The sequence below is a fragment of the Cupriavidus sp. JZ107 genome (genome assembly GCF_053903255.1).
Genome location: NZ_CP096481.1, coordinates 865215 through 889934, shown reverse-complemented (window position 1 = coordinate 889934; position 24720 = coordinate 865215). Strand labels below are relative to the sequence as shown.

Genomic DNA, 24720 nt, shown 5'->3' with positions numbered 1-24720 from the left:
GGCGGAATGCCGGGCGCGCGAAAACCACGCAAGCATAGTGCAAAGTTTCGCGTTTGTTGGGACCGAAATCGGCGCTGTCAGCGCGGTGCAAGGCTGCTGACAGCTTCGTGTCAGATTGGGCCTCTCCCGGGGAGAAAGACGCTGGGTCCCCGCCTGCGCGGGGACGACGTGACCGCGATACCGTCGTCCCCGCGAACGCGGGGACCCAGTGACTTCACGGATCGCTGAACAAGGAAAGCCGCCCGCATGCGCGGGCGTTGTTCGAGGCCGGTGCGAGCCAAGCTTCGTCGCTCAGGCCATCGCGCTGCGCTGGCCCTGCGCGCGGCGCAGGCCGACCCACTGCAGGCAGGCAAACACCGCCACGCCCCAGGCCTGCAGCAGCACGAAGGCGCTGCCCAGCCAGGTCGGCGACAGCCAGCCGGTGACCAGCAGCAGCATGCAGTCGATCGCCCACAGCGCGTTGCAGACGATCACGGCCAGCACCAGCGCGCGCGGCATCGGGTTGCGGGTCGCCAGCAGGCCGACGATCGCGGCATAGGGCAGCAGCACCAGGCCGGCATAGCGCAGCCACGACGCCGGAATCGCGAACCAGTTCGACAGCACGTTGGCGTCGAACACCATCAGCAGGCCCATCAGGCCGCTGACGATGGCGTCGGCGAGAAGAACATGGCGCAGCAGGCGGGTCGGTTGGACGGTTTGCATGGTCGATCTCCGTAGGGGTCAGGGAAAAGGCGAAGGGAAGAAAAAGAGGAAGCGGTTGCGATGGCTTCATCATCGTCGCCGGCCGTGCGCAATGCGATGACCTGCGAGGTAATCGCCGCGCCAATCTCCGCCCAAACGCCGCACCAATCCCCACGCCAAACGCCGCCCCAATCCCCGCCCCAATCCCCGCCCCAATCCGCGCCCCAATCCGCGCCCCAATCCGCGCCTCAATCCCTGCCTCAATCCCTGCCTCAATCCCTCCACTCGCCGCACTACCGGGCCCGCCTACCTCAAAACGCCGCTCAACGCCACCCCCAAATGCGCCCCGACTTTGCGCCTGATCGGCGCATGGCCGGCATCGGCCCGGCGCTATAGTCGCCCGATGCTGCCGGACCCGCGTCCGGCATGGTCCCCTTTTGCCCGGCACCGCGCCGCATGGCGGGGGACACCCCTGGCCCCGCACCTTGTCCGCCCGCCGCCGGCACCACGCCATGCGCCCATCCACGTTCCCATGACGTCCGATCCGGAACCGCCCCTGCCCGCCCTGCCCCGCTGGCAACGCGTCTCGCTTGTGTCCGCGCTGTTCTTCCTGCTGGCCGTCGCCGGCATCGCGCTGACGCGCTATCCGGGCAACGCCGCCATCGTCTGGCTGGCCACCGCCTTCGGTGCCGGCGTGACGCTGCACCAGCCGCCGCGCGAGCGTGCCTGGATGCTGGCCGGCATGCTGGTGGCGGGCATTGCCGCCAACGCGATGTTCGGCGACCCGTGGTGGCTCGCGCTGGTGCTGGGCGCCTCGAACATCGCCGAGATCCTGTTCGTCGCGTGGCTGGCGCCGAGCATCAGCGGCGGCATCGGCCGCGCCAGCGCGGTGCCGCTGGCCCGCTTCGCGCTGATGCTGGGCGCGACGTGCACGCTGGCCCCGGTGATCGGCGCCACCATCGGCTCCGCTGCAATTTCGCTCGCCTATGGCCGGCCCATCGGCGACATCTGGTCGACCTGGTGGAGCGCCGACGCGATGGGCATGCTGATGCTGGTGCCGCTGTCGGTGACCTACTCGCGCGAGCGACTGCGCGACACCTTCCCCCGCACGCGGCTGCCGCGGGTGGCCGGGCTGCTGCTGCTGACCGCGACCGTCGGCGGCGTGGCGGTGGTGCAGACCCACGATCCGTTCGGCGTGCTGTCGCTGCCGCTGGTGGTCGCCGCGCTGTTTACCAACCCGTTCGCCACCGCATTGCTGACGCTGCTGTCGATGCTGGTCACGGTGATGCTCGGACTGGCCGCTGCACAGGCCGGGCTGGTCGACGCGCCGCAGTTCCTGACCCACGCGATGAAGCTGTCGACCAGCCTGATCCTGGTGTTCCCGGTCTGCATCGCCTATCTGAGCGAACAGAACCGCCGCGACCGCAGCGAGTTGCGCGGCAGCGAACGGCGCTTCCGCCAGGCGATGCACCATTCGGCGATCGGCATGGCGCTGGTCAGCGTCGATGGCCGCTGGCAGCAGGTCAACCGCGCAATCTGCGAGCTGTTCGGCTACAGCGCGACCGAGCTCAGCCGCATTCCGTTCCAGGACATCACGCATCCGGACGACCTGGCCGCCGATCTGGCACAGCTCGAACGGCTGGTTGCCGGCGACATCGACAGCTACCGGATGGAAAAGCGCTACCGGCGCAAGGACGGCAACTTCATCTGGGCGCTGCTGGCGGTATCGCTGGTGCGCGACGAGGCCACGGGCGCGCCGCTGCATTTCATCGCGCAGGTCGAGGACATCCACGAACACAAGCTCGCGCAGCAGCGGCTCGAGGCGCTGTCGCGGCGCACCGAACTGGCGGTCGAGGCCGGCCGGGTCGGCATCTGGGAATGGGACATCGCCGCCGGCACGCTGTCGTGGGACCGCCGCATGCACGCGCTGCACGGCACCGCGGCCGCCGACGGCGCACCGGACCTCGACGGCTGGATCGCGCTGGTGCATCCCGACGACGTGGTACGCGCCCGGCACGAGATGCGCCAGGCGGTCAAGGGCGCGCAGCCCTTCGATACCGAGTACCGGATCCTGCGGCCCGACGGCGAGGTGCGGCATATCCGCGCGATGGCGGTGGTGTCGCGCGCCGACGACGGCACCGCGCTGTCGATGGTAGGCACCAACTGGGACATCACCGAGCACCATCGGCTGACCGAGGCGCTGTTCGAGGAGAAGGAGCGCCTGCATATCACGCTGCGATCGATCGGCGATGCGGTGATCTGCACCGATGCGTCGCTGCGCATCACCTTCATCAATCCGATCGCCGAGCAGCTGACCGGCTGGACCATGGCCGAGGCCGACGGCCGGCCGCTGGCCACGGTGTTCCACGTGGTCGACGAAACCAGCGGCCAGCCGATCGCCTGCCCGGTCGCCAAGTGCCTGCAGACGCTGCGGCCGGTCTATCTCGAGGATGGCGCGGTGCTGATCAGCCGCCATGGCGAGCGCCACGACGTGCAGGACTCCGCCGCGCCGGTGCTGACGCCGCGCGGCGACGTGATCGGCGCGGTGCTGGTGTTCCAGGACATCACGGCGGCCCGCGCGCTGCAGCGCAAGCTCGCGCATTCGGCGATGCACGACGCGCTGACCGGGCTGCCCAACCGCATCTGGTTCGAGCAGCGCCTGCGCGAGGCCTGCGAGTCGGCGCGCGAGTTCGACCAGCACCATGCACTGTGCTTCATCGATCTGGACCGCTTCAAGATCGTCAACGATACGGCGGGCCATGCCGCCGGCGACGTGCTGCTGCGCGAGCTGGGCCACGTGATCCGCAGCCAGGTGCGGCCGGACGACCTGCTGGCGCGCCTGGGCGGCGACGAATTCGCGCTGCTGCTGCGCAACTGCTCGGTGGACCAGGGCGAGCGCGTCTGCCTGAAGGTCATCGACGCGATCCGCGCGCGGCGCTTCCCGTGGGAAGGCCGGGTCTACGATGTCGGCGCCAGCGTCGGCATCACCGCGATCGATCGCGAGGCGCCGCCGCTGGGCGAGCTGATGAGCCGTGCCGACGTGGCCTGCTACGCCGCCAAGGCCGCGGGGCGCAACCGCGTGTCGGTCTATCGCCGCGACGAGAGCGACGCGCGCCGCCACCATCGCGAGCTGCAGGTCGCCGCGGGCATCCATTCGGCGCTGGAGGCCAACCGCTTCCGGCTGTTCGCGCAGGAGATCCGCGCGCTGGCGCCCGGGTCCGGACCGGCGTCGCCAGCCTCGTCGCCTGCACCGTCGCCTGCATCGCCGGCATCGGCACCTGCGTCCCATATCGAAATCCTGGTGCGCATGGTCGACGAGCAGGGCAGCCTGGTGATGCCCGGCGCCTTCATTCCGGCGGCCGAGCGCTATGACCTGATGGGCCATGTGGACCGCTGGGTCATCCAGCATGTGCTGCGCGATTTCGGCGCGCGGCTGCTGGCGGTGCCCGGGCTGTCGGTGTCGATCAACCTGTCGGCCAATTCGTTGGGCGAGCCCTTCCTGCTGCCGTTCCTGCATGCCGAGCTGTCGAACTCGGTGCTGCCGGCCAGCCGCATCCGGCTGGAGATCACCGAGACCGCGCTGATCAACAACATGGCCGCGGCCAACCGGCTGGTCGCCGACATGCGCAAGGCCGGCTGCACGATGGCGCTGGACGACTTCGGCGCCGGCCTGTCGTCGTTCGCCTATCTGAAGCAGTTCCCGGTGGACTACCTGAAGATCGACGGCAGCTTCATCCGGCATCTGGCCAGCAGCGCCGTCGATCGCGAGATCGTCAGCTCGATCAACGACATCGGCCACCGGCTCGGCATCCTCACCGTGGCCGAATCGGTCGAGGACGAAGCGACGCTGGACGTGCTGCGCGAGATCGGCGTCGACTATGCGCAGGGCTATGCAATCGGGCGGCCGATGCCGCTGGAAGACTACCTGGCGCGCTGCGCGAGGGGCGTGCCAGGCGGGACCGCGCAGCCGTCAAGGTAGCGCCAGCGCGCCGCCGCTACCCGGCGGTTCAACCGTGGCTGGCAGCAAGACCGGCACCGGCGCTGTCGGCCATCCGGCGCAACAGCGGCGTGCGGGCGTCGTCTTCCTGGGCATCGCGATTTGCGTCGTGATCTGCATCATGATTTGCCTCGTACCGCGCCGCCTCCGGCGACGTCGACGCGCCATCGGCTTCGCGCATCGGCGCTGCCTGCTGCGCGCGCGCCGGATCGATGCAGCGCCCGTCGAGATGGCGCTGCACCAGCTTCAACGCCAGCCGGCATTGCTCGGGCGTCTGCGCGGCCTCGATCGCGGCCACCACTTCGGCATCGGCACCGAGCGTGCGCATCAGCGCGCGCGCCATGCTGCGTTCGGCCAGCGCCTGCGCGGAACCGCGCGCCTGCAGATGCTGGATCACGCGCGTCGCGATCAGATGACGATGCGTGTTGGCGTTGCCGGCATCGAGTTGCGCGCAGGCGGTGCCGATCGCCTTGGCGGTGGCGGCGTCGTTGCCGCCGGCGGGCCGCAGCGTCCGCCGGGCCGTCCGCGCGGCGGCCTGCAACGCCCGCCGGCACTTGTACCAGCGATACATCTTGTACACCGCGAAGCCGAGCCAACACATGCCCAGGGCCGCGCCGGCCACCGCCAGTCCCATACCGGCCGTGGCCGCGGTCAACGTGGTCAGCGCGGCCACCGTCAGGCCGAGCACCGTGCCGTTGACCGCCAGCGTGCCGGCGCCGTAAGCGATCCGAAACTTCGCGTTGCGGCCCTCCCGGTTGGCGTTGTCGATGGCCTCGCCGAGCCTGCCGTCGCAGTACTGCATCGCAGTGCGATAGAACGCCGCCGTCTGGCGTAGCTGCCCGGGGTTCGCCTCGCCGACGATGGCCTGCTGCCGCGCCGACAGCGGCTGCGCCTTGCAGACGGTGGCCGCCGCGCCGTTGCGCTCGAGGCCGGCCAGCGCGGCCGCGAGCGGGGAGCGCCGCAGCAGCTCGCGCCGCCGATGCAACGCCGCGCGCTGCTTGCCGCTGTCGCGCAGCTGCAAGACCCCGGTGACGACATGCGCCGCCGACATGGCCATCGACGCCGCGCATCCCGCGATACCCGTCCAGGGCAAGGCGGTCGCGATCAACGGAAACAGGTGGCCGAGCACCTGGATCGCGGAGAACCCGGCCGCGCCGCTCTGCACGATGCCGTCGCGCGCCATGGTCAGGCCGCTGTGGAACAGTTTGCCGCCGCAGTCGCCGCGCTCGGCCCGTGTCTGACGATGCGCGAGGAACGCGTCGAGGTAGCCGTCGTCGCGCAGTGCCTGCCGCTGCTGCCGCCGCATCGCGCGCTCGGCCGGCGGCGCCGCCTCGGTGCGCGATGCCAGCCGCCGGCGCAACGCCGCCTCGCACAGCTTGTGATCGGCCGCGCTGTCTCGCAGGCGCGCGTCCAGGCGCCCGCGCTTGGCGACCGCCCCGCGGAATCGTCCAAACGCCACGGCGATCTCCACCGCCGCCAGCAACGGCATTGCGGCGCCGATCTTGAAGCTCAGCGTGGCGAAGAAACCGGGGGGCACGCCGTCGCGCAGCATCGCGGGCAGTTGCGCGGCGCGCGCCGAGGTCAACGCGACCGCCACGGCGTCCCAGCACACATAGAGCGCGGCCTCGAGTTTGCCGAGCCGGGAAAACGGCCGCTTGGCCTTGTGCGCGGTGATGCGGCACACCACACCGCCGAGCACCGCGGCGTCGGCGCCGACCTTGCCGACTGGCCGGGGCGGCGGCAGCGGGCCCTGCCGCCAGGGCGTCGTCAGCGGTGAACCCGCAAAGGAGGATGCAAAACCGGTTGGAGGCATGATGGTCTTCCCCGCAACGGTCGCCGGCGTCGGCGGGCGACACGTTGCAAATACACTGCAGACACAAGACCGACGCACCGCATGGTGCGGCGCACTATCGAACTCGGGATGGCGGGAATGTACGACGTGTGCAACTGCAAAAGTCACGCGGAATGCGTGCTTCTTTAGTTTCCGGGCAAGCGAATCGGAAGAACCTCGGCTCGATCTTGGTCCGCAACGGCGGGATGGCATCGTGCGTGAACGCACAGAGACCGGGTATGCGGCCTGGCTACGCTGGGCCAACGCCCGTCCCGGACGCTTTCGCGCTACCGCAACAGACAGGAGACCGCGCCATGCCGCCACGCAGGTCCGCCCCCGCGCACGACGCGCGCACCGAAGGCGTGTTCAGCCGCGTCGACGCGATGACGCTGGAGGACTGCCCGATCGAACCGGACTGGGTGCGCGCCGGCCAGCCGCACGCGCGCGCCGCGACGCATGCGATGGCGCGCGACGGACTGGCGTCCACGCATCTGTGGGAGTGCAGCGCCGGGGCCTTCGCCTGGCGCTTCAGCGTCGAGGAGACCGTGCTGATCCTCGACGGCGAGGTGCGCGTGACCAGCCCTGGCGGACAGGTCCGCACGCTGCGCGCCGGCGACGTCGGACATTTCCCGGCGCATACGACCTGGCTGTGGGAGGTCGACGGCCATGTGCGCAAGATCGCCTTCTGCCGGCGCGAGGTGCCGTGGCCGCTGCGGTTGGCGACGCGGGCGCTCGATCGGCTGCTGGAACGGGCACGCGCGCTCAGACCCGCGGGCGGCGCGTGGCGGCGCGCAGGCGGCGACGCCGGCATGTCCTCGGCCCCGTGACCATCGGGATCGGCTGACGCGCCGTTCGGAAATCCGAACACGCCGACGGCACGCGCACCCGGAAATCCGAACGCCGCCGCCGAACCACCAAACTTTTTCCTTTCGTTTCAAGCACTTGCACGGCACCTTCCGCCTTCGCAAGCTGGCACGCCTCGTGCGAACTAGGGCCCCCATCTATAGCGCCGCCGCCCCCCGGCTGCGCCAGAACGATGGAGGAAACGAGATGGCTGCCCCCACCCCGCCTGCCTGGCCCACACAGCGTTCCCGACCGCGTCCGCGCCCGTTGCCCTGAAGCGGGCGCGCGTCGCCGCGCGGGCGCCTCGGCGTCCGTCGACCTGTGCGGGGCGGTGCGCCGCCTTGCGCGTCTTTCGTTTCCCAAGCTGTCCGGCCCCGTGCCGGACGCCTCAGGTTTGAATCACGATGAAACTGAACCGACTGCCTACCCTGATCCTGTTCGCCATGCTGCTCGGCCTGCTGGCCGGCACCGCCGCGCACCACCTGGCGCCCGACGCCGCCGCGGCCAAATCGATCGCCGGCCATCTGTCGATCCTGACCGACGTGTTCCTGCGGATGATCAAGATGATCATCGGCCCGCTGGTGTTCGCCACGCTGGTCAGCGGCATCGCCAGCATGGGCGACGGCAAGGCGGTGGGCCGGATCGGCATGAAGGCAATGGGCTGGTTCGTGATCGCCTCGGTGACCTCGCTGCTGCTCGGGCTGGTCATGGCCAACCTGCTGACGCCGGGCCATGGCATGAACCTGCCGCTGCCGCCCGCCGACGCCACCTCGAACCTGAAGACCGGCGCGCTGAACCTGCGCGACTTCGTCACCCACATGTTCCCGAAGAGCATCGCCGAGGCGATGGCGAGCAACGAGATCCTGCAGATCGTGGTGTTCTCGCTGTTCTTCGGCTTCGCGCTGGGCGCCGTCAAGGACGGTCCCGGCAAGCCGCTGCTGGCGGCGATCGAGGGCCTGGCCAAGGTGATGCTGAAGGTCACCAACTATGTGATGGCGTTCGCCCCGGTCGGCGTGTTCGGCGCCATCGCCGCGGTGATCACCGCCGAAGGCCTGGGCGTGCTGACGGTCTACGCCAAGCTGCTGGGCAGCCTGTATCTGGCGCTGGCGCTGCTGTGGGTCGCGCTGATCTTCGGCGGCTATCTGTTCCTCGGCCGCGACGTGTTCCGCCTGCTGAAGACGCTGCGCGCGCCGCTGATGATCGGCTTCGCCACCGCCAGCAGCGAGTCGGCCTATCCGAAGGTGATCGACCAGCTGACCCGCTTCGGCGTCAAGGAGCGCATCACCAATTTCGTGCTGCCGCTCGGCTACTCGTTCAACCTCGACGGCTCGATCATGTACACCTCGTTCGCGGCGCTGTTCGTCGCGCAGGTCTACGGCATCGAGCTGACGCTGACCCAGCAGATCACGATGCTGCTGGTGCTGCTGGTCACCAGCAAGGGCATCGCCGGCGTGCCGCGCGCCTCGCTGGTGGTCGTCGCCGCCGTGCTGCCGATGTTCGGCCTGCCGGAGGCCGGCATCCTGCTGGTACTGGGCATCGACCATGTCCTCGATATGGGCCGTACCGTCACCAACGTGCTCGGTAACGCCATTGCCACGACCGTCGTCGCCAAAAGCGAAGGCGCGATCGGCGCGCCGGTGCCGGAAGAAGCGGACGACACCGCTGATGACGGCGCTACCGACCTGGCACCCGTCCAGGTCCTCGCGAGCAAGTAGCCTCCCTGCCTGCTCCACGGGGCGTGCCAGGGGCCCGACCGCCAATCCGGCGGCCGGGCCTTTTTCTTTGGCGATGGCATTCCCGAGCTGGCTCACCGGGTGTGATAAAAGGAAGCGCATGCAGACAACCGCAATGCCGAATCGCCAGTCCTCCGCCGTGTCGTCTTCGTCCCCTTCCGCCCCTTCCCGACCGGCCCGATCTCCGCACCCTCGCCCGCCCCGCCGCCAGCGCGGCATGGCGGCCGCCGCGCAGCTGCTTGCGCTGCTGGCGCTGGCAGGGCTGGTCGGCCTGGCCGGCTGGCTGGGCTACCGCTATACGTTCGACGCCGCGCTGGCCCGCCAGGCCGAGCGCGGCCAGGTGCAGCTGCGGCTGTACGGCCAGGCGCTGTCGAGCGAACTGGCGCGCTACGACTTCGTGCCGAGCCTGCTGTCGCTGGACGACGAAATCAGCGCGCTGCTGGCCCGCCCCGACGATCCGGCCCGCGTCGCCGCGGCCAATGCGCACCTGGCCGCGGTCAATGCGCGCGCCGGCACGCTGGCGGTGTTCGTGCTCGACCGCCAGGGACGCGTGCGCGCGACCAGCAACTGGCAGCGCCCCGACAGCTATCTGGACGAGGACCTGAGCTTCCGCCCCTACTTCCAGGCCGCGATCGACGGCCAGCTCGGCCGCTTCTACGGCGTCGGCACCACGCGCGACGAATCGGGCTACTACCTGTCGGCGCCATTGGGCAACGGCAACGGCCAGCGCCCGGGCGGCGTCGCCGTGGTCAAGGTCGGGCTCGAGCCGCTGGAACAGCGCTGGCAGAGCGCCGACATGCAGATGCTGCTGTCCGACGAGAACGGCGTCGTGATCCTCGCCTCCGAGCCGTCGTGGAAATTGCGCGCTCGCCGCGAGCTGAGTGCCGCGCAGCGCGAGCGGCTGAACCGCAGCCTGCAGTACAACCGCGCGCCGCTGGCGCCCCTCGAGTTCACCCGCGTGCGCGCGATGAACAACGGCGACGCGCTGGTGCGCATGCGCCGCGGCCCGTCGATGCTCGAACAGAACGCGATGCTGCCCGGCACCGAATGGCAGCTGACGCTGCTGACCGATACCTCGCAGGCGCGCATGGCCGCGCTGAACACCGCGGCGCTGTGCGGCGTGCTGACCGCCTTCGTGCTGCTGCTCGGCGCCGCCTGGAACGTGCGCCGGCGCATCGTCAGCGAGCGGCTGGCCGCGCGCGCCGCGCTCGAGGCCGCCAACAGCGAGCTCGAACGCAAGGTCGCCGAGCGGACCGCCGACCTGACCAGCGCCAACCATCTGCTGCAGACCGAGATCGCCGAACGGATCCGCACCGAGCGCGAGTTGCGCCAGGCGCAGGACGGCCTGCTGCAGGCTGGCAAGCTGGCCGCGGTCGGACAGATGTCGACCGGCATCGCGCACGAGCTGAACCAGCCGCTGGCCGCGCTGCGCACGCTGTCGGGCAATACGCAGAAATTCCTCGCGCGCGGCGACCTGGCCACGGCCCAGGACAACCTCGGCACCATCATCGGCCTGGTCGAGAAGATGGGCCGCATCACCGGCGCGCTGAAGTCGTTCGCCCGCAAGCCGGGCCGCAACGGCAAGGGCAGCGCGCTGCTGGCCGATGCGGTCGACAACGCGCTGTTCCTGCTGGAGACGCGCGTGCAGGCGGTGCGGCCCGAGATCGTTCGCGATGTCGACCGCACGCTCGCGGTCGCCTGCGATCCCAACCGGCTCGAGCAGGTGCTGGTCAATCTGATCGGCAATGCGCTCGACGCGATGGCGGCCGGGCCGGCGCAACGGCCGCAGCCGCCGCGGCTCGAACTGCGCGCGGCCGTGGCCGAAGGCATGGTCCGATGCACCATTCGCGACAATGGTCCCGGCCTGTCCGAGGAAGCGTTCGCGCGGCTGTTCGAACCGTTCTTCACGACCAAGCCGGCCGGACAGGGCCTGGGCCTGGGCCTGACGCTGTCGGCCGGCATCCTCGACGAATACGGCGGCACGCTGGTCGCCAGCAATCATCCCGACGGCGGCGCCTGCTTCACGATGGTGCTGCCGATGGCCGGCAAGGAGACGCACGATGGCGCCCAAACTCAATGACCTGTCGGTGCTGATCGTCGAGGACGACCCCGACGTCCGGCTCGGCTGCGAACAGGCGCTGCGCCTCGAAGGCATCGCCACGCGCGCCGTCGGCACCGCCGAGGCCGCGCTGCAGGCGGTGGCCCCGCACTTCCCCGGCATCGTCGTCAGCGACATCCGCCTGCCCGGCATCGACGGCATGGCGCTGCTGACGCAGCTGAAGGCGCGCGATGCCGCGCTGCCGGTGATGATGATCACCGGCCATGGCGACGTCGGCCTGGCGGTGCAGGCGATGAAGCAAGGCGCCTACGACTTCCTGGAGAAGCCCTTTGCCCCCGAGCGGCTGGTCGAGGTCGCGCGCCGCGCGCTCGAACAGCGCCGGCTCGCGCTCGAGGTCGCCGAACTGCGCGACCGGCTGGCGGGCCGCGAACGGCTCGAGGCGCGGCTGATCGGCGTGTCGCCGGCGATGGAGCGGCTGCGCCGGCTGATCGCGGATCTCGCCGACACCAGCGCCAACGTGCTGATCCACGGCGAGACCGGCACCGGCAAGGAACTGGTGGCGCGCTGCCTGCACGACGCCAGCACCCGCCATGCGCGCAACTTCGTGCCGATCAATTGCGGCGGACTGCCCGAGCAGCTGTTCGAGAGCGAGATCTTCGGGCACGAGGCCGGCTCCTTCACCGGCGCGGCCAAGCGCCGCATCGGCAAGATCGAACACGCCGAGGGCGGCACGCTGTTCCTCGACGAGATCGAGAGCATGCCGATGTCGATGCAGATCAAGCTGCTGCGCGTGCTGCAGGAGCGCGTGGTCGAGCGGCTCGGCTCCAACACGCCGGTGCCGGTCGACGCGCGCGTGGTGGCGGCGACCAAGGCCGACCTGAAGGCGCTGTCCGACGCCGGCCAGTTCCGCGCCGACCTCTACTACCGGCTCAACGTGATCACGCTGGAACTGCCGCCGCTGCGCGAACGGCGCGAGGACGTGCCGCTGCTCTTCGACCACTTCGTCGCGCAGGCAGCGCTGCGCTTCGAGCGCGATGCGCGGCCGGCCTCCCCCGCCGAGCTGGCGCGGCTGGTCGCCTATCCGTGGCCGGGCAATGTGCGCGAGCTGCGCAACCTGGCCGAGCGGCATGTGCTGGGACTGGGCTGCAATCCCGAACAGGGCACGGATGAGCCGGCGCTGCTGCCGCTGGCGCAGGCGGTGGAGCAGTTCGAGCGCGCGCTGATCGCCGATGCGCTGCGCCGGCATGAAGGGAACCTGAGCCGGGCCAGCGAGGCGCTGGGCGTGGCCAAGACGACGCTGTTCGACAAGGTCAGGAAGTACGGGCTGTAGGCGAAGGCAGCGGGGCCGTGCCGGCGCCCTGCCGGGCCGGTTCCGGCCCCGCTGCCTCTGTCCGCTAGCGAACAGAGCAGCGCCCGCCGCAACGGGGATACTCAGCGCAAAGCGCCGCGGCCACGATTCGCGGCACGATGCCCGGAGCGGCCGCACGGCGGCCGGCCCGGCCCGTTCCCTGCCAGGAAGCCCCGCGATGAAGCCCGATCCCAGATCCTGCGCCGGCATGTCGAGCCACCGGTCGCCGTTCGAGAGGACCGTGCTGACGCGCGGCAAGGCGACCCTGATTACCTATATGGGCGCCGGCGATTCGCACCCCACGCTGGTGCTGTGCCAGGTCGAGCGCCTGCGTGAAAGCGATCTCGAGCCGCTCGAGAAGCTGCAGTCGTTCTGCACCGCGCGCCATGTGCTGTTCGCCGTCGTTGCGCCCGACGAGGCGGCGCGCGGCATGGCGGAGACCTTGCAGCGCTGGGGCATCATGGTGTTCCTGAAGGCACCGACCGACGACGAAGTCGAGGCCTTCGTGCGGGTGCAGCGATTGATGCGCCATCCGGCGGTGTGGGTGTAGCCCCCCGGTTTCTATTGGGTCGTTCCCGCGCAGGCGGGAACCCAGTGTCTCTGAACGCCGCTGGATCCCCGCGTACGCGGGGACGACAGGTTTGCGTCTACGAACGATGGCGTCACGCCGCTACCCGGCGCGCGCCGCGCTGCATTTCGTCCTGCCGCATCAGCCAGCCATACAGATCGCGGGTATCGTCGGGCGTGGCGACCAGCTCCACAAAGCGCCCCGCATGGCGTGCACAGGCGGCGGCATGGAGCCAGCGCAGCGTCGAATAGTCTTCCAGCGCGAAGCCGACCGAATCGAACAGCGTGACATCCTCGACGGCGGTGCGGCCGGGGACCTCGCCGCTCAAGATCCGCCACAGTTCGATGACCGGGAAATCGGCCGGCATCTGCTGGATCTCGCCTTCGAGCCGCGACTGCGGCTCGTACTCGACCGCAACGCGCGCGCGCCGCAGCAGGGCCGGGGCCAGCTCGGTCTTGCCGGGGCAGTCGCCGCCGACCGCGTTGATATGGACGCCCGGCGCGATCTGCTCGTCGCGCAGGATCGTCGCGCGGGTCTTGTCGGCGGTCACGGTGGAGACGATATGCGCGCCGGCCAGTGCCTCGTCGACCGACGCCACCGGCAGGATGTGCAGCGCGCCGCTATCGGTCAGGCCCGCCAGGTTGCGCCGCAGCTTGGCGGTCGCCGCCGGGTCGACATCGTAGGCGCGGATCTCGCGCACGCCCAGCATCGCGTGGAAGGCCAGCACCTGGAATTCGGCCTGCGCGCCATTGCCGATCAGCGCCATCGTCGTGGTGCCGTGCGAGGCCATGGCCCTGGCCGCCACCGCCGAGGTCGCCGCGGTGCGCAGCGCGGTGGCGAGCGTCATGTCGGCCAGCAGCACCGGAAAACCAGTCGACACCTCGGCCAGCGCGCCGAACGCCATCACGGTCGGCATCGCGTGCGCGGCGTTGCGCGGATGGCCGTTGACGTACTTGAACGCGTATTGCTCGCCGTCGGTGACCGGCATCAGCTCGATCACGCCGACCGGGGAATGGCTGGCCAGCCGGGCGGACTTCTCGAAGCGCTGCCAGCGCAGGAAGTCCTGCCGCACGTGTTCCGCCAGCTGCCGCAGTGCGGTCGGCACGCCGATGCTGCGCACCAGGGCCGCGACTGCCGTCGCGTCCAGGAAGCGGGTCATCGCGGTTTCCTTCATCGTCGTCTCCTCGTCGGTATGCTCTGAAGCGGTGTGCGTGCGTCAGGCTGCGGCGACGGTGGCCTGCCCGCCCGCTGCTTCGTCGCCGGCTACGCCGCTCCCTTGCTGCAGTCCACTGCTGCGATCGAGCCGCAGCGTCATGCAATAGGCGCCGCCGCCCGACAGCAAGAACGGCGCGAGATCGACCTCCTGCACGCGATAGCCGCGCTTGCCCAGCGCATCGCGCAGCCGCGGCGTGGTGCGCGCCATCACGATGCGGTCGTGCAGATTGACCGCATTGACGCTGAAGTGCCGCAGGTCGTCGGCGCTCGCCTCGATGCGCTGGCTGGCCGGCAGGCGCGCGTGCAGCTCGCGCAGCGAGGCCTCGGTGAAGGCCGGCGGGTAGTACAGGATCTCGCCGCCGGCCAGCGGGCAGAAGCAGACGTCCAGGTGGTAGCTCTGCGCGGTGGCCAGTTCCAGCGCGACGACCTCGCGGCCGAAGTACGCGCTCACCGCGTCGGCCGCGCAGCGCGCCGAACGCGGGCCGAAGCCGGCCCAGAAGTGGCCGCGCACCGCGTCCCAGATGCAATCGCCCGCACCCTCCTGGTAGCAGCCGTCGCCTAGCGTCGCGACCTCGTCGAGCAGGCCGCGCTCGCGCAGCCCGGCAAAGATCCGCGCGAACGGCGCCTCCTCGCCCTGCCGCTGCGGATAGCGGAAGCGCGCCAGCAGCGCGCGGCCGTCGAGCACCACCGCGGCATTGGCGGGAAACACCATGTCGGGCAGGCCGGGCTCGCCGCCCGCGACCTCGACCGCGAAGCCTGCCGTTTGCAGCGCTTCCCGCAGTTCTGCGAAGGCCCGCAGCGCGCCGCGATGCATGCCATGCGGATCGGCGGCCCAGCGCAGCGGGTCCATCCATGGATTGATGCTGTACGACACGTCGTAGTGGGTCGGCTCGACGAGCAGGATGGTGGGTTCGGTGATCACGCCGGCGCTCCTTCCATTTCGGGTTGTTGTCAGTTGTTGTCGGAATGGATTGTGGTGCACATGGACGCCAGCGGATAGCGCACAAAATGCGCAAAAAGCGCGGTGACCATGACAGAATGCCGGCACGGGCTAGCGTTATGCCAACTCCCTTTTTCCGCACCAACAGCGAGCCGCCATGGACGACATCGACCGCCAGTTGCTGGCGCTGCTGCGCGACAATGCGCGCACCCCGACCACCGCGCTGGCCAAGGCGCTGCGGCTGTCGCGCGCGACCGTGCAGAACCGGATCGACAAGCTGCAGGAGGCCGGCGTGATCGTCGGCTATACCGTGCGGCTCAAGCCCGAGGCGGAGCCGCATCGCATCCGCGCGCTGACGACGATTGCGGTGGAAGGCAACCGCATCGGCAAGGTGCTGCAGGCGCTGCGGGGCGAGCCGAACGTGCAGACGGTCCATACGACCAACGGGCGCTGGGACATCATCGCGGAGCTGCGCGCCGACACACTGGAGGCCTTCGACCGGACGCTGGACCGGATCCGGCTGATCGAGGGGATCGCGGCGACGGAGACGAGCATCCTGTTGTCGACTTACAAGCTGTGAGGGCGGTCGAAGGTGGATGGGCCGGCGATTGGAGCTGCCCTCTCCCCCGTGATGGGCGGAGGAACAAGGATGGAAGAAGGAAAGCACCGTCCGACATTCGACAGCGATGTACGGCGCCGTGATTCCAAAGCCACATTTCGAAATTCCGATATATTGACGTGTTTCCCGCCCCAGGGCGGGCAGTTGGAGATCTGTTCGAATGACGTCCGGCAATCCGGTTGAGAAGTCGATGGAGCGGGTCCCGCCGGGCCCTGCCGTCCCCGACCGCGCGGAGCTGGACCGGCTGGTGGCCTGCGAATATTGCGATGCGGTCTACCGCCGCATGGTGCTCGGCCCCGGCGAGCGCGCGCAGTGCCTGCGCTGCGGCGGCGAGCTGTACCACGAGAGCCGGCGCGCCTATCGGCGGCTGCTGCCGCTGGTGCTGACCGCGCTGATCCTGTTCGTCGTATCCAACGCCTATCCGATCGTCGAGATGGACCTGCAGGGCGTGCGCACCCAGACCACGCTGTGGGGCGCGGTGCAGGCGCTGCATGCCGACAACATGACGCTGGTGGCACTGCTGGTGTTCGCCACCACCATCGTGTTCCCGCTGACCGAGATGCTGATGATGGCCTATCTGCTGGTCCCGCTGATGCGCGGCACCGTCCCCCCGGGCTTCGAACGGATCATGCGCGGCATCCGCCAGACCCGCCCTTGGGGCATGCTCGAGGTCTTCATGATGGGCGTGCTGGTCACGCTGGTGAAGCTGTCGACGATGGCCCAGGTGCTGCCCGGCGTCGCGCTGTGGTCGTTCGGCGCGCTGGTGATCGTGCTGGCGACGATGCTGACCTACGATCCGCGCGACCTGTGGCGCCACGCCGAGCGGCGCCAGGAGGCCGGCCAGCGATGAACCCAGCCGATCCCAAACCCTCGGCGCGCCAGCGCGCGCTGCGCCGCTCGCGCGAGGTGGTCGCCGGCGTGGTGCACGAGCTGGCCGACGACGACGAGCGCACGCCGCTGCCGGAGGTGCCCACCGCGACGTCGATGGGCCTGCTGTCCTGCCATGCCTGCGACGCGCTCAGCCCGCTCGACCAGGAAGGCGAGCCGTGCCGCCGCTGCGGCGCGACGCTGCACCATCGCAAGCCGGCCAGCCTGTCGCGGACTTGGGCCTTTCTGCTGGCGGCCTACATTCTGTACATTCCGGCCAACGTGCTGCCGATCATGATCACCCGCTCGATCCTCGGCACGCAGGAGGACACGATCCTGTCGGGGATCATCTATCTGTGGGTGTCGGGCTCGCGCATGCTCGCCATCGTGGTGCTGATCGCCAGCATCGTGGTGCCGCTGCTGAAGATGATGATCCTGACCTTCCTGCTGCTGTCGGTGCATCTGCGCTCGACCTGGCGGCTGCGGCAGCAGACGAAGCTGTACGGTCTTGTCGAGCTGATCGGCCGCTGGTCGATGCTCGATATCTTCGTGGTGGCGCTGCTGGCCGCGCTGGTGCGCGCGGGCGCGCTGGCGCAGGTCGACCCGGGCACCGGCGCGGCGGCGTTCGGCATGGTGGTGGTGCTGACCATGCTGGCCTCGCTGTCGTTCGACCCGCGGCTGCTGTGGGATGCGCACGACCACGTGGACGGTCACGCGAACGACCACGGGGAAGGAAAGGCGCCCGGCGGTGCGGCCCCTGCTGCGGCACGGGTGAACCACTAAGCCGCCGAGACGGCTACCGAATACCGGCACCGATCCGAACACCGAACCGATCACCGAACCGATCACCGAACCGATCACCCATACCGAACACCGACGTACGCTGGACTTTTTTCGATGCCCGATCCGGACAACCTTTCCTCCTCCCCTCCTCCGCCGCAGCCGCCGCAGCCCCGGGAGCCGGCGCGCCGGCGCCGCGCGCGCTGGCTGCCGTCGGTGGTCTGGCTGATCCCCATCGTCGCCGCCGTGGTCGGGCTGTCGCTGCTGTTCCATACGCTGTCGCAGCGCGGCCCCGAGATCCAGGTGACCTTCCGCACCGCCGAGGGGCTGGCCCCGGGCAAGACGCCGGTGCGCTACAAGGACGTCGATATCGGCCTGGTCAAGCAGGTACGGCTGGCGCCGGACCGCTCGCATGTGGTCGCCACCATCGACCTGTCCAAGGACGCCGAGAACTTCGCGGTCAAGGACACGCGCTTCTGGGTCGTGCGCCCGCGGCTGGCCGTCAGCGGCGTGTCGGGACTGGAGACGCTGCTGTCCGGCTCCTATGTCGGCGTCGATGCCGGCAAGTCCGAGGAAACCCAGCGCGAGTTCGTCGGCCTGGAAACCCCGCCGGTCGTCACGACCGACTCGTCGGGCAAGCAGTTCGTGCTGCGCGCCGCCGACCTCGGCTCGCTCGACATCGGTTCGCCGGTCTACTACCGGCGCGTGCAGGTCGGCCAGGTGGTCGCCTACCAGCTGGAACCGGCCGGTCGCGACATCACGTTGCGGGTCTTCATCAACAAGCCCTACGACGAACTGGTCACCGCGGACACGCGCTTCTGGCATGCCAGCGGCGTCGACCTGAAGCTCGATGCAGGCGGCTTCAAGCTCAATACGCAGTCGCTGGTGACGATGCTGCTCGGCGGGGTCGCCTTCCAGGCGCCGCCCAATTCGTACGTGACCGAGGCCGCCAAGGAGAACACGCAGTTCCTGCTGGCCGGCGACCAGGCCGACGCGATGAAGGAGCCGGAGGAGCTCGCGCCGACGCTGGCGGTGTTGAACTTCGAGCAATCGGTGCGCGGCCTCGCCCCGGGCGCGCCGGTGGACTTCCGCGGCGTGGTGGTCGGCCAGGTACGTTCGATCGGCATCGACTACGTGCGCGAAACCCGGTCGTTCCGGCTGCCGGTCGTGGTCGAGCTCTATCCGTCGCGGATGGGCTTCCGCGAGCGTGACCTGGCCGACCGCGAACGCGCACGCCAGCTGATGCTGGGGCTGATCGAGCGCGGCCTGCGCGCGCAGCTGCGCACCGGCAACCTGCTGACCGGTCAGCTGTACGTGGCGCTCGACTTCTTCCCCAACGCCAAGCCGGTCAAGGCGCCGCCCGATACGGCGATCGCCGAGCTGCCGACCATGCCGGGCGCGCTGGACGAACTGCAGGCCAAGCTGGGCAGCATCGTGGGCAAGATCGAGAAGGTGCCGTTCGACCAGATCGGCCAGGATCTGCGCAAGACCGTCGCGCAGCTGAACACCACGCTGGCCAGCGCCGACAAGCTGGTCGCGCAGCTGCAGGGCGACGTCGCGCCGGAAGTGCTGGCGGCGCTGCAGGATGCGCGCCGCACGATCCAGTCGGCCAACGGCACGCTGTCGTCCGACGCGCCGCTGCAGCAGGACACGCGCCGCATGCTGCAGGAGCTGACGCGCACCGCGGTCTCGCTGCGCACGCTGACCGACTATCTCGAACGCCATCCCGAAGCGCTGCTGCGCGGCAAGACGGAGACTCAACGATGAAGGGCCCGCTAATCCTGTCCCGCCGGCTGCGCGCCGCGATGTTTGCCACGGCCTGCGCCGGCACGCTGCTGCTGGGCGGCTGCGCGTCGTCGTCGGAGCCGCGCTATTACACGCTGGCGCATGGCGCCGAGGCGGGCGCCGCACTGCCCGCCACCGCGGTGCCAGGCGCTGCCGCCTTGCCCGCAGCGGCCACCTCCACCAGCCAGCCGCTGTGGATCGAGGTCGCGCCGGCGCGCGTGCCCGAGCGGCTGAACCGCCAGCAGATCGTCATCGGCGGCGCGGACGGCCGGGTGACGCCGCTGGACATGGCGCGCTGGTCGGCGCCGCTGCCCGACGAGTGGCGCGATGCGCTGTCGCAGCGCCTGCAGATCGTGCTGGGCGCCGTCGACGTCTATCAGCAGGGATTGAGCGGCGTGCAGCCGCTGTACCGGATCACCACCGAGGTGGTGCGCCTCGATGCGCAGCCGGGCGCGCGCGTCGGCGCGACAGTCAACTGGACCGTGCGCCGCCTGCCCGATGGCCGCACGCTGGCCGGCCGCACGCAGGCGGAACTGCCCGCCACCGGCAGCGGCGACGACGTCGCCGGCGTGGTCGCGGCGATGCGGCAGGTGGTGGCCGATACCGCCACGCAGATCGCGGCCGGCGTGGCGTCGCTGCAGGCCGAGCCGGCGACGGCCAGCCGCCGGCCTTGAGACGTCCGCGCCTTCAGTCCTGGGCGCCGGCGCCCGCCGCCGCCATCGCCATCGCCTCCAGGCACTGCGCGGGCCCGCCCTGCACCAACTGCACCGAGCAGGCCAGCATCAGGTTCTTGCCGAGCCCGAAGTCCTCGACATGAAAGCCGCGCGCGTCGAGCGGCCTGCCTTGCGCGTCATGGCCCGCCGTGGCGCGCTCGACGATGGTGCCGCGATCGCCGGTATAGGCCCACACCGGCTTGCCCAGCGCGACCGCGAAGCCCACCTCGAAGGCCGTGCCGGAATCCGGCTCTCCCGGCCCGCGAAAGTCGTCCAGATTGGCCATCACCAGATCGGCGCGGCGGATCAGCGCGGCATTGGCCTGGTAGATCCAGCGCGCCGCTGCCTCGCCGGCCAGGCCGGCCGGCAGCTGGTGGTCCAGCGGAAACAGGCCGGTAAAGCCGTGCTGCGCGCACAGTGCCTTCAGCGCCTGGCCATGGGCCATCGCATCGGGGCGAAACACGTCGGGGCCGGCGAGGTAGACGGTGGGCATGGTGTTCGGATTCCAGATTGGCGAGGTGAAAAAACATCGTCGTTCCCGCGAACGCGGGGACCCAGTGGCGCTTGAAGACGCTGGGTTCCCGCCTTCGCGGGAACGACATCGTGGCCGTGCCCAGCGACCGCCGGCACGGACAAGACGCCGTCCGGCAGGATACACTCTGCTGTCTTTTCCCCGCCTTGCCCTCAACAAGAAGCTGACATCATGCCCGCCATCGACCTGATCCAGATCGGCCCGCTCGCGCCGCACCTGAACGCCACGCTGCAGCAACAACACGGCGCGGCGGCGCTGTGGGAGCAGGACGACTGGCCCGCCTGGCTGCGCGAGCACGGCGCACAGGCACGCGTGGTCGTGACCTCGGCCCGGCACGGCTGCAGCGCCGCGGTCATCGACGCCCTGCCGCAACTGGCGGCGATCGTCAGCTTCGGCGTCGGCTACGACAGCATCGCGCTCGATGCGGCCCGCGCGCGCGGCATCCAGGTCAGCAACACGCCCGACGTGCTCAACGACTGCGTCGCCGACCTCGCCTTCGGCCTGATGATCGATGCCGCCCGTGGCATCTCGCACGGCGACCGCTTCGTGCGCGCCGGCCGCTGGCATCAGGGGCCGTTTCCGCTGACCAGCCGCGTGTCGGGCAAGCGCCTGGGCATCCTTGGCCTGGGCCGCATCGGCGAGAAGGTCGCGCGGCGCGCGCAGGGCTTCGACATGGAAGTCGCCTACAACAACCGGCGTCCGCGCGAGGGCGCGCCGTGGCGCCATGAGCCCGACCTGCTGGCACTGGCCGCGTGGGCGGACTTCCTGGTCGTGACCTGCGTCGGCGGCCCGGAAACCGAAGGGCTGGTGTCGCGCCAGGTCATCGAGGCGCTCGGGCCGAAGGGCGTGCTGGTCAATGTCGCGCGCGGCAGCGTGATCGACGAGGACGCGATGGTCGAAGCGCTGCGCGATGGCCGCCTCGGCGCCGCCGGGCTCGACGTGTTCCGCGACGAGCCGCGCGTGCCGCCCGTGCTGACCGAGCTGGACAACGTCGTGCTGGCCCCGCATATGGCCAGCGGCACGGTCGAGACGCGCGGCGCGATGCAGGCGCTGATGCTCGACAATCTGCGCGCCTTCCTCGATACCGGCAAGGTGCTGACGCCCATCGTGTAAGTCTCCCCGGCGAGCCTGCCCCATCCCATGCCGCGGCGCGGCGTTCCTCGCGAACGTCGCGCCGCGCGATTTCCGTTACCACGCCCTGCCCTCGTGACAGCCATGCCACGGCATTTTCTCTACCTGTTCGTCTTCATCGCGCTGTACGCCTGCTTCGACCTGGTGTTCGACTACAACGAGGCCGAAGGGCTGCAGCACGTCATCATCGATGCCATCGGCACCTCGATCACGCTGGCCGGCGTGTTCGTGCTGGCGCGCGAGCGGCTGCGCACCGATCAGGAGATCCGCCAGTTGCGCGCCTCGCTGGGCGAGGCCGAGCGGACGCTCGCGCAACGCGACGCGGCCGCGCATCAGGCAGGCCTGCAGATGCGGCATGCGATCAGCAGCCAGTTCGACCGCTGGAACCTGACCACCAGCGAGCGCGAGGTCGCCTACCTGTTGATCAAGGGGCTGTCGCTGGAAGAGATCGCCGGCGTGCGCGACAGCAAGCCCAAGACCGTGCGCCAGCACGCGACCAACATCTACGCCAAGGCCGGCCTGCGCGGCCGGCACGAACTGGCGGCCTACTTTCTCGAAGACCTGCTGGTGCCCGAAGTGCCCTGAGCGGGTATCGCCGATATTGCCGTTCGCGGAGATTGCCGGTATCGGCTGCACTGCGTCCGGGTGCATTGACGCGTCGTTATATACCGCCGTATATTGCGCTCGATGTGACTCGGGTGTCCCCCAGCGGCGCCCCTTCGCTGCGGCACGGCGCCTCTGATGGCCCCGCCCGTTCCCCGACCCAATCCGTCAACCCGGACAAGCTGCCATGCGTGCTAGCCGTTCTCCCGCCCTCGCCACCGCGCCGGTCCGCGCGCGCTCGCGCCTGTCCGGCGCTATCGCCGCGGCGGTGCTTGCCACGCTGGCGTTGCTGCCAGCCGGGCCGGCGGCGGCCGCCGAACTGGTGGTCTCGGCCGCGGCCAGCCTGACCAATGCCTTCCGCGCGGTCGCGATCGCCTATGAGCAGGCGCATCCGGGTACGAAGCTGGTCCTCAACTTCGGCGCATCCGACGTGCTGATGCAGCAGATCGTCCAGGGCGCGCCGGCCGACGTGTTCGCCTCGGCCGACCAGCAGGCGATGGACAAGGCGCAGGCCGAACACATGATCGTGCCGGGCTCGCGCCGCGATTTCGCCGCCAATGCGCTGGTGATGATCGAGCCGGCCGACAGCGCGCTGAAGCTCGGCGCGCCGCGCGACCTGTTGCGCGACGACGTGCGGCGCGTCGCCTACGGCAATCCGGCCTCGGTGCCGGTCGGCCGCTACACCCGCGACGCGCTGGAGGATGCGCGGCTGTGGCAGGCCGTCTCCGCCAAGGGCGTGCCGGCGCAGAACGTCCGGCAGGCGCTCGACTATGTCGCGCGCGGCGAAGTCGATGCGGGCTTCGTCTTCGCCACCGACGCGGCCGCGATGCCGTCGAGGGTCCGCATCGTCGCGCAGGTGCCGACGCGCACCGCGGTCACCTATCCGATCGCCGTGACCGCCCGCTCCCGCCAGAAGGACGAGGCGGCCCGCTTCGTCGACTTCGTGCTGTCCGCCGAAGGCCAGGCGCTGCTGGCGCGCCACGGCTTCCGGACGCGCTGAACGCCCGCCGTCCTTCGATGACACCGATGGAATCGGTCTGGGTCCCGCTGGCGCTGTCGCTGAAGGTGGCCGGCTGGGCCACCGCGATCAATGCGGTGCTCGGCGTTGCCGCCGCGGTGGCGCTGTCGCGCTGGCGCTCGCCGCTGCGCGATCTGGTCGACGCGGTGCTGACGCTGCCGCTGGTGTTGCCGCCGACCGTGCTCGGTTACTACCTGCTGGTGCTGGTCGGACGCCGCGGCGTGTTCGGCGAATGGCTGTCGTCGCTGGGCATCGAGCTGGTCTTCACCTGGCAGGGCGCGGTGCTGGCCGCGACCATCGTCGCCTTTCCGCTGGTGCTCAAGTCCGCCCGCGCGGCGATCGAGGGCGTCGATCCGCAGCTCGAGCATGCCGCGCGCGTGCTCGGCGTCAGCGAGGCCGGCATCGTGTTTCGCGTGACGCTGCCGCTGGCGGTGCGCGGCATCGCCGCCGGCGTGCTGCTGGCCTTCGCTCGCGCGCTGGGCGAGTTCGGCGCGACGCTGATGGTCGCGGGCAACCTGCCCGGCCGCACGCAGACGCTGTCGGTGGCAATCTACGAGGCGGTGCAGGCCGGCGACGACAATACCGCCAACCTGCTGGTGCTGGTCACCTCGCTGACCTGCGTGCTGCTGCTGGTGATCGCCGGCCGCCTGGTGCCGAGCACGCGGCAGCCGGTGCGCTGAATCGCCGAATGGACGACGCCATGCCAGTCCCGCTGCCTGCGACCCCGGCTGTCAATCCTTCTGCGAGCCCGCCTGTCGCCGGATCCAACGCCATGACGCTGCAGGTCCAGGTCAGCAAGCGGCTCGATACCGCCGACCGGCATTTCGCGCTGGATATCGGCTTTTCGTCCGCCAGCCGCCGCATCGCGCTGTTCGGCCCGTCGGGCGCCGGCAAGACGCTGACGCTGCGTGCGATTGCGGGCCTGCTGCGGCCCGACCACGGACGCATCGTGCTCGGCGAGCGCACGCTGTTCGACGAAGCGGCGGGGATCGACGTGCGGCCGCAGCAGCGGCGCGTCGCCTATCTGTTCCAGGACTATGCGCTGTTCCCGCACCTGACCGTCGCGCAGAACGTGGCCTTCGGGCTGGCGCGCGGCTGGCGCAACCCGCCGCGCGGCAAGAGCCACGACGATGCCGAGCGCTGGCTCGACGCCTTCGGTCTGCAGGAGGTTCGCGGGCACTATCCGGCCGAGATTTCCGGGGGCCAGAAGCAGCGCGTGGCGCTGGCCCGGGCGCTGGCGACCCGGCCCGATATCGTGCTGCTCGACGAACCGTTCTCGGCCCTCGATCCGGCGCTGCGCGCGCGCATGCGGGCCGAGCTGCGTGCGCTGCAGACCAGCCTGGAAGTGCCGATGCTGGTGATCTCGCACGATCCGGACGATGTCGCGGCGCTGGCGGACCATGTGATGGAGATCCGCGATGGGCGGATTTATGGGGCGGAGGCGGGACGATAGCGAG

General features: G+C 70.1%; 21 protein-coding genes. 16 read left to right on the top strand and 5 right to left on the bottom strand.

The features are described from left to right. Positions 1–291 precede the first annotated feature (291 nt). A complete protein-coding gene (locus tag M1D55_RS13640; protein WP_006578197.1) occupies positions 292–702 on the bottom strand; it encodes a hypothetical protein in 411 nt (136 codons plus the stop codon). 511 nt (positions 703–1213) lie between these two features. On the opposite strand from M1D55_RS13640, the gene M1D55_RS13635 reads away from it, so the two are divergent. Continuing rightward, positions 1214–4660: a diguanylate cyclase gene (locus M1D55_RS13635; RefSeq protein WP_456282399.1), complete on the top strand. Its 3447-nt coding sequence runs from the start codon at positions 1214–1216 to the stop codon at positions 4658–4660. Positions 4661–4688: 28 nt separating this feature from the next. Here the strand turns inward: M1D55_RS13635 and M1D55_RS13630 are convergent, their stop codons facing one another. Then, positions 4689–6491: a hypothetical protein gene (locus M1D55_RS13630; protein WP_456282398.1), complete on the bottom strand. Its 1803-nt coding sequence runs from the start codon at positions 6489–6491 to the stop codon at positions 4689–4691. A 332-nt stretch (positions 6492–6823) separates the two neighbouring features. Here M1D55_RS13630 and M1D55_RS13625 point away from each other — a divergent pair, with 332 nt between their 5' ends. The 5 genes from M1D55_RS13625 (at position 6824) to M1D55_RS13605 (ending at position 13042) form a co-directional block, all read left to right on the top strand. Then, positions 6824–7336, top strand: a complete 513-nt coding sequence (locus M1D55_RS13625) for a cupin domain-containing protein (protein ID WP_006578823.1) — start codon at positions 6824–6826, stop codon at positions 7334–7336. 420 nt (positions 7337–7756) lie between these two features. Next, positions 7757–9067, top strand: a complete 1311-nt coding sequence (locus tag M1D55_RS13620) for a dicarboxylate/amino acid:cation symporter (protein ID WP_064575781.1) — start codon at positions 7757–7759, stop codon at positions 9065–9067. 235 nt (positions 9068–9302) lie between these two features. After that, complete coding sequence (locus M1D55_RS13615; RefSeq protein ID WP_064575779.1) at positions 9303–11165, top strand: sensor histidine kinase; 1863 nt, start codon at positions 9303–9305, stop codon at positions 11163–11165. After that, positions 11146–12474, top strand: coding sequence for a sigma-54-dependent transcriptional regulator (locus M1D55_RS13610; protein ID WP_232205804.1), 1329 nt, complete (start codon positions 11146–11148; stop codon positions 12472–12474). The genes M1D55_RS13615 and M1D55_RS13610 overlap by 20 nt, the downstream gene beginning before the upstream one ends. 196 nt (positions 12475–12670) lie before the next feature. Further along, positions 12671–13042, top strand: coding sequence for a hypothetical protein (locus M1D55_RS13605; protein ID WP_052511248.1), 372 nt, complete (start codon positions 12671–12673; stop codon positions 13040–13042). Between the two features lie 112 nt (positions 13043–13154). Here M1D55_RS13605 and M1D55_RS13600 read toward each other — a convergent pair whose 3' ends face one another. Next, positions 13155–14234, bottom strand: coding sequence for an ornithine cyclodeaminase (locus M1D55_RS13600; protein WP_456282397.1), 1080 nt, complete (start codon positions 14232–14234; stop codon positions 13155–13157). Between the two features lie 42 nt (positions 14235–14276). Beyond that, positions 14277–15197, bottom strand: coding sequence for a dimethylarginine dimethylaminohydrolase family protein (locus M1D55_RS13595; protein ID WP_456282396.1), 921 nt, complete (start codon positions 15195–15197; stop codon positions 14277–14279). Positions 15198–15372: 175 nt separating this feature from the next. On the opposite strand from M1D55_RS13595, the gene M1D55_RS13590 reads away from it, so the two are divergent. The 5 genes from M1D55_RS13590 (at position 15373) to M1D55_RS13570 (ending at position 19940) form a co-directional block, all read left to right on the top strand. Beyond that, on the top strand, positions 15373–15795 hold the full coding sequence (locus M1D55_RS13590) for an Lrp/AsnC family transcriptional regulator (RefSeq protein ID WP_064575770.1): 423 nt from the start codon (positions 15373–15375) through the stop codon (positions 15793–15795). 199 nt (positions 15796–15994) lie between these two features. After that, entirely contained in the window at positions 15995–16684 is a 690-nt protein-coding gene (locus tag M1D55_RS13585) for a paraquat-inducible protein A (RefSeq protein ID WP_370646785.1), read from the top strand. Further along, on the top strand, positions 16681–17484 hold the full coding sequence (locus M1D55_RS13580) for a paraquat-inducible protein A (protein WP_456282395.1): 804 nt from the start codon (positions 16681–16683) through the stop codon (positions 17482–17484). Before M1D55_RS13585 ends, M1D55_RS13580 begins: the two co-directional genes overlap by 4 nt. 114 nt (positions 17485–17598) lie before the next feature. Further along, a complete protein-coding gene (locus tag M1D55_RS13575; RefSeq protein ID WP_006577949.1) occupies positions 17599–19248 on the top strand; it encodes a PqiB family protein in 1650 nt (549 codons plus the stop codon). Then, positions 19245–19940, top strand: a complete 696-nt coding sequence (locus tag M1D55_RS13570; protein ID WP_456282394.1) for a PqiC family protein — start codon at positions 19245–19247, stop codon at positions 19938–19940. The genes M1D55_RS13575 and M1D55_RS13570 overlap by 4 nt, the downstream gene beginning before the upstream one ends. Positions 19941–19953: 13 nt before the next feature. On the opposite strand, the gene M1D55_RS13565 is transcribed toward M1D55_RS13570, so the two are convergent. Beyond that, positions 19954–20472, bottom strand: coding sequence for a nucleoside 2-deoxyribosyltransferase (locus M1D55_RS13565; RefSeq protein ID WP_456282393.1), 519 nt, complete (start codon positions 20470–20472; stop codon positions 19954–19956). A 210-nt stretch (positions 20473–20682) separates the two neighbouring features. Between M1D55_RS13565 and M1D55_RS13560 the strand changes: the two genes are divergently transcribed. The 5 genes from M1D55_RS13560 (at position 20683) to M1D55_RS13540 (ending at position 24716) form a co-directional block, all read left to right on the top strand. Next, positions 20683–21624, top strand: coding sequence for a 2-hydroxyacid dehydrogenase (locus tag M1D55_RS13560; protein WP_023264046.1), 942 nt, complete (start codon positions 20683–20685; stop codon positions 21622–21624). Between the two features lie 102 nt (positions 21625–21726). Then, positions 21727–22227: a helix-turn-helix transcriptional regulator gene (locus tag M1D55_RS13555; protein ID WP_006579122.1), complete on the top strand. Its 501-nt coding sequence runs from the start codon at positions 21727–21729 to the stop codon at positions 22225–22227. 205 nt (positions 22228–22432) lie between these two features. Next, positions 22433–23245, top strand: coding sequence for a molybdate ABC transporter substrate-binding protein (modA, locus tag M1D55_RS13550; protein ID WP_456282392.1), 813 nt, complete (start codon positions 22433–22435; stop codon positions 23243–23245). A gap of 26 nt (positions 23246–23271) precedes the next feature. Then, positions 23272–23943 carry a molybdate ABC transporter permease subunit gene (gene modB, locus M1D55_RS13545; protein WP_006579124.1) on the top strand — a complete coding sequence of 224 codons (672 nt, stop codon included), beginning with the start codon at positions 23272–23274 and terminating at the stop codon, positions 23941–23943. 92 nt (positions 23944–24035) lie between these two features. Next, positions 24036–24716, top strand: a complete 681-nt coding sequence (locus M1D55_RS13540; protein WP_064575757.1) for a sulfate/molybdate ABC transporter ATP-binding protein — start codon at positions 24036–24038, stop codon at positions 24714–24716. Positions 24717–24720 lie beyond the last annotated feature (4 nt).